This window comes from Olivibacter sp. XZL3, assembly GCF_004368405.1.
In the GTDB taxonomy this organism is placed as follows: domain Bacteria; phylum Bacteroidota; class Bacteroidia; order Sphingobacteriales; family Sphingobacteriaceae; genus Olivibacter.
Map to the genome: position 1 here is coordinate 1 of NZ_SBJH01000007.1, position 4,913 is coordinate 4,913.

The window sequence follows — 4,913 nt, forward strand, 5'->3', positions numbered from 1 at the left end:
CTCTGTAATTTCGCCATCATGCTTGTCAGTTTGTAAATAATAAACTGTCAACCTATATCAGGACAAGACACTTATACCTTAAACCTTACTCCCTATTCTATCACCTAACAACGCTTCCCGGAGCGATTGTCGATGGCGGCGCCACGAAATCCAATCGACCGTCGGCGTCTTCGGCCATCAAAATCATCCCTTGAGAAAGGATTCCTTTTATTTCACGCGGCTCTAAGTTCACCAAAATGGAAACCTGCCTTCCTATTATATCCTCAGGAGCAAAAAATTCAGCAATCCCCGAAACGACCGTCCGTTGATCAATACCGGTATCGATGGTTAATTTCAGCAATTTCTTTGTCTTTGCCACTTTTTCTGCCGTCAATATCTTGCCCACACGGATGTCCAACGGGGTAAATTGGTCGAAGGAAATATTCGGCTTTGCCGGTTCGGCTGTGCTCATTTGCGTTTTTGCATTGTCAACTTTTGCCTGCGCCAATTTAGCAAGCTGCGCCTCTATTTGCTCGTCCGTAATTTTCTCAAACAGCAACTGCACGTCACCTAACTGGTGATTATCTGGCAGCAATTCCGGATTGCCCGTGGTGGCCCATTGCCGATCTTGAAAATTAAGCATTTGAAATAATTTCTCTGCTGTATGTGGCAAGAACGGCTGTGCTAATACGGCCAAGTTAGCTGCAATCTGTACTCCGATGTTCAGGATGGTCTTCACCCGATCTTCATCGGTCTTAATCAATTTCCAAGGCTCTTCATCAGCCAAATACTTGTTCCCTAAACGCGCTACGTTCATAAATTGCGCCAAGGCCTCCCGGAAGCGGTATTGACTTAAGGAAGAACTAATCGCTTTTGGATAACGTTCCAATTCGGAAAGCACTAATTTATCTTTCTCCGTCAAATCGCCCGCTGCCATAACCTTGCCATCAAAATATTTGTGGGATAAGACCAGCACGCGGTTAATAAAATTTCCGAATATAGCTACCAGTTCGTTATTAACCCTTGCCTGAAAATCTTTCCATGTAAATTCGCTATCGGAGGTTTCCGGTAGGATAGAAGCCAGCACATAGCGCAGCTCGTCTTGCTTACCTGGAAAATCGGCCAAGTATTCATGCAACCATACGGCATGATTTCTCGAAGTGGAAAGCTTATCCCCTTCAAGGTTTAAGAATTCGTTCGCCGGTATATTTTCGGGCAAGATGTATTCTCCGTGGGCATGTAAAATAGATGGGAAGATAATGCAATGAAATACAATATTGTCTTTTCCGATAAAATGAATTAAGCAGGCATCGTCGTCCGGATTTTCCTGTTTCTTCCAGTATTTTTCCCAGTCTTTGCCCGTATCCAAGGCCCATTGCTTGGTAGCGGAAATATATCCGATCGGTGCATCTAACCAAACATACAGCTTTTTACCTTGCGCCTCTTCAAGAGGAACATCCACCCCCCAGTCGAGGTCGCGCGTCATGGAGCGGGCTTGCAAGCCGGATTTTAACCAGGAACTGCATTGCCCATATACGTTCGACTTTAAGATGTCCTTTTTCCCCTCCAGCAGCCATTTCTCCAACCAGCTCTGGTATTTATCCAAAGGTAGATACCAATGCTTCGTTTCTCGCAGTACAGGCGTTTTCCCACTTAAGGTCGACTTCGGGTTGATTAAATCGGTGGGGCTTAAAGATGTCCCGCATTTCTCGCATTGATCGCCATAGGCGCCCTCATTATGACAATTAGGACAGGTTCCAACAATGTATCGATCGGCAAGAAACTGATGATATTCCTCATCATAATACTGCTCCGAAAATTTTTCTACAAATTCGCCTTTATGATAAAGATTGAGGAAAAACTCTTGTGAAAGCTCGTGATGAATTTTGGAGGAAGTGCGATGATAAATATCGAAAGAAATACCAAATTCTTCAAAGCTCTCTTTTATCTGCGCATTATACTTGTCGATAATCTGCTGAGGCGTAATCCCTTCCTTCTTCGCCTTGATGGTAATCGCCGCCCCATGTTCATCCGAACCACAGACAAAAGCGACATCCTTATTATTCATGCGCAGGAAACGCACAAAAATATCTGCGGGAATATACGCTCCTGCGAGGTGACCAATATGTAAAGGTCCGTTGGCATAAGGGAGGGCGGAAGTAATGGTATAACGTTTAAAGTCTTTCATTTGTTGTAACAGGTTGTACGTGTTAAGTTGTACGTTTTAAGCGGCAGATGGTACTTATTACTTACAACTTATCACTTATAACGCGAGCGCTTTTTTTAAAAATGATTTGTTAATTCGGCAAAGATACATCAATTTGCACTTGATAATAAACAGATATGAAGAAAACACCTCCTTATTTAAAAAAAGGCGACAAGGTTGGCATCGTATGTCCGGCGTGGAAAGTGGATACGGATTTACACGACGCTGTAAGGCTGCTCACCGCATGGGGATTGGAGGTGGTACTTGGAAAAACCGTTCAAAGCAGTGATCGACAGTATGCAGGCAGTGACGAACTCCGCGCCGAAGATTTTCAGCGTATGCTGGATAACGATGAAATAAAGGCCGTTTTTGCAGCGCGAGGCGGTTATGGCTGCGTACGCATGATCGATCGGGTTAATTTTGCTCATTTCGCCCTGGCGCCTAAGTGGATTATCGGCTTCAGCGATGTCACGGTTATACATAGCCACATTCATCGGAACTACGGAATTCCGACAATACACGGGCAAATGCCGATCACCATACCGGATGCTACGAAAGAATCGCTGCTTAGCTTAAAGGAGACGCTTTTTGGTAAAAATCCGTTATACGAGTATACAAGCACGCACAAAAATATTCTTGGAGAAACCGAAGGCATCGTAATTGGCGGGAATTTAGCGCTATTGATTAATGTGTTAGGCTCGATTTCGGACATGGATTATGACGGAAAAATTCTGTTCATCGAAGACGTGGGCGAATTCTATTATGCCATTGACCGCATGCTGTGGACCTTAAAACGGGCAGGGAAATTAAAGAACTTAAAGGGACTGCTGGTTGGTGGGTTCACCAACTTAAAAGATAATAAGGTCCCTTTTGGGATAAGTATAGAAGAGCTCGTTTTGGAGGTTGTAGGAGAATACGGCTATCCCGTTGCCTTTGACTTCCCTGCCGGGCATATTGACAACAATTATTCTTTGATTTTCGGTCGGGAAGCGCATCTAACCGTAAGGGAGCACCAAGTACGTTTTGCTTACGTGGACGATAGGGGGCAATAAGCCATAGATCTTAAGCTGAAGGCAATAGTTAAACTAACAAGCAAAATATGAATACTTAAAACTTATAACGTAAAACTTAAAACTAAAATGGCACTGCTTTCAACACTAGGGAATTACAAAAACACCGGATTATTAATCATCCGTTTAGCATTAGGCTTCATGTTTATCATGTATGGGTATCCCAAAATTATGGGTGGCCCGGAGATGTGGAAGGGTGTAGGCTCTTCAATGAACCATGTTGGCATCACTTTTGGTTATACTTTTTGGGGGTTTCTTGCGGCAATTACGGAAACCTTGGGTGGTTTTCTGTTGATTATAGGTCTTGCTTTCAGGCCAGTTGCTTTATTGCTGGCCTTTGTCATGCTAATGGCCGCCCTTCACCACTACAAGGCGGAAGGTTTTATGTCTGCCGGTCACCCTATAGAGCTCTTATTTGTCTTTATAGGCCTGGCCTTAATAGGCCCCGGAAAATATAGTGTGGATAAACGTTAATTTAAATATGGGAGACGGCGAATGGCAGACCAATTCACCGAGAGATTAAAAGAAGAATTAAAAAAGCCAATCTACAAATATGCATTTGGATTGGCTTTTATTTTATTGATTATTGCCTTGTCTCTTCGCTTCGGTTATATGCTGGGTCAATGGCTATATGCTTTGTTTAATTAACAAGGATCAGTGTTCGAAAATGCCAATTACGAGCGGCTTCTGGCTATCGCCATTAATTCCACGCGTAATGATGGTATATAACCTTCCTGCACTTAATGTTGCTGCCTCATTTCTCAGCGCCAATTGCGTCCCGTTCATATCGGTGACCTGTATGGTGTAGCTTCCTTCAGTCGTGGCAATGAAACCTGCGTTGGCGGTCGCAGAACTTTGCTCGTCGATTGGTCTGTCGTTAAACACCGTTGTCGGAGTGCCGTTTTGAATCAGATTAACCTTTACTGATGGCGTATTTTCCGAAAGATTAAAAAAGCGGATATAGGGCTTGCTTGAATCGTAATCAGCCGGGTTTTTATCTTCCACTAAAATACTGGATACCGTATCTTGATAGCCGTAAATAAAAGATGTATAAAACATGCTGTCCTGCAACGTGATGGTGCTGTCTACTATGGCTGTACTTGTGTTGGGAATTCCGGCACTGAAGCGACGTGTGCCGGGGTAAGCTTGTCCGTAAAGATATGGAATAAACTTGCCATACTCTAGGGAGGCACCTCTGTCCACACTATTATTATCCAATTTAATCCCCAATGCATCAGCTCCCGCATACGCGTTCACGAAATTTACATAAGCTGTGGGCATACGCACATAATCGTCATCGTCATTACATGCGGTAAACGCCAATCCTCCCATGATTACCGTCATGAAGAGGATAAAGTAGTTTTTCATTTTCATAGTGTTCCCTTTTGTTTAGTTCGTCTTTCATTTCACAAACAATCTAACGGAGGAATGTTTGAAAAAGCTACAGCTCTTATACGTTGTAGTTTGTTGGTGATAAACGGTGTTTTGTAGTGATGCCTGCCTGCGGTATCTAGGATTATGAACACTGTATATATGCCATGATTACAAGTGGCAGTAACAGTTGCAAGCAGTATGCCGTGTCATGTCCTAAAAAAAGTAGACACTTTTATTGTTGTTGATTAAGATGTTGGAATGTGGGAAACTCCAGAGGAGTTTTC

General features: G+C 43.3%; 5 protein-coding genes. 3 read left to right on the top strand and 2 right to left on the bottom strand.

What is annotated here, in order from left to right; all coding sequences use genetic code 11:
- Positions 1 to 100: 100 nt before the first annotated feature.
- Positions 101 to 2,167: a methionine--tRNA ligase gene (metG, locus tag EPX21_RS02400; RefSeq protein WP_134088090.1), complete on the bottom strand. Its 2,067-nt coding sequence runs from the start codon at positions 2,165 to 2,167 to the stop codon at positions 101 to 103.
- A gap of 155 nt (positions 2,168 to 2,322) precedes the next feature.
- Here metG and EPX21_RS02405 point away from each other — a divergent pair, with 155 nt between their 5' ends.
- The 3 genes from EPX21_RS02405 to EPX21_RS22580 all read left to right on the top strand — a co-directional run bounded on the left by EPX21_RS02405 (position 2,323) and on the right by EPX21_RS22580 (position 3,903).
- Positions 2,323 to 3,237, top strand: a complete 915-nt coding sequence (locus tag EPX21_RS02405; RefSeq protein WP_134088091.1) for an LD-carboxypeptidase — start codon at positions 2,323 to 2,325, stop codon at positions 3,235 to 3,237.
- An 87-nt stretch (positions 3,238 to 3,324) separates the two neighbouring features.
- Positions 3,325 to 3,729, top strand: coding sequence for a DoxX family protein (locus EPX21_RS02410; protein WP_134088092.1), 405 nt, complete (start codon positions 3,325 to 3,327; stop codon positions 3,727 to 3,729).
- 21 nt (positions 3,730 to 3,750) lie between these two features.
- Complete coding sequence (locus EPX21_RS22580; RefSeq protein ID WP_166670665.1) at positions 3,751 to 3,903, top strand: hypothetical protein; 153 nt, start codon at positions 3,751 to 3,753, stop codon at positions 3,901 to 3,903.
- A gap of 6 nt (positions 3,904 to 3,909) precedes the next feature.
- On the opposite strand, the gene EPX21_RS02415 is transcribed toward EPX21_RS22580, so the two are convergent.
- Complete coding sequence (locus EPX21_RS02415) at positions 3,910 to 4,629, bottom strand: DUF4397 domain-containing protein (RefSeq protein ID WP_134088093.1); 720 nt, start codon at positions 4,627 to 4,629, stop codon at positions 3,910 to 3,912.
- Positions 4,630 to 4,913 lie beyond the last annotated feature (284 nt).

Bases quoted from the DNA above. Each gene is read 5' to 3' on its own strand.
- metG (WP_134088090.1), bottom strand. From the start codon at position 2,167: ATGAAAGACTTTAAACGTTATACCATTACTTCCGCCCTCCCTTATGCC.
- EPX21_RS22580 (WP_166670665.1), top strand. From the start codon at position 3,751: ATGGCAGACCAATTCACCGAGAGATTAAAAGAAGAATTAAAAAAGCCA.
- EPX21_RS02415 (WP_134088093.1), bottom strand. From the start codon at position 4,629: ATGAAAATGAAAAACTACTTTATCCTCTTCATGACGGTAATCATGGGA.
- EPX21_RS02405 (WP_134088091.1), top strand. From the start codon at position 2,323: ATGAAGAAAACACCTCCTTATTTAAAAAAAGGCGACAAGGTTGGCATC.
- EPX21_RS02410 (WP_134088092.1), top strand. From the start codon at position 3,325: ATGGCACTGCTTTCAACACTAGGGAATTACAAAAACACCGGATTATTA.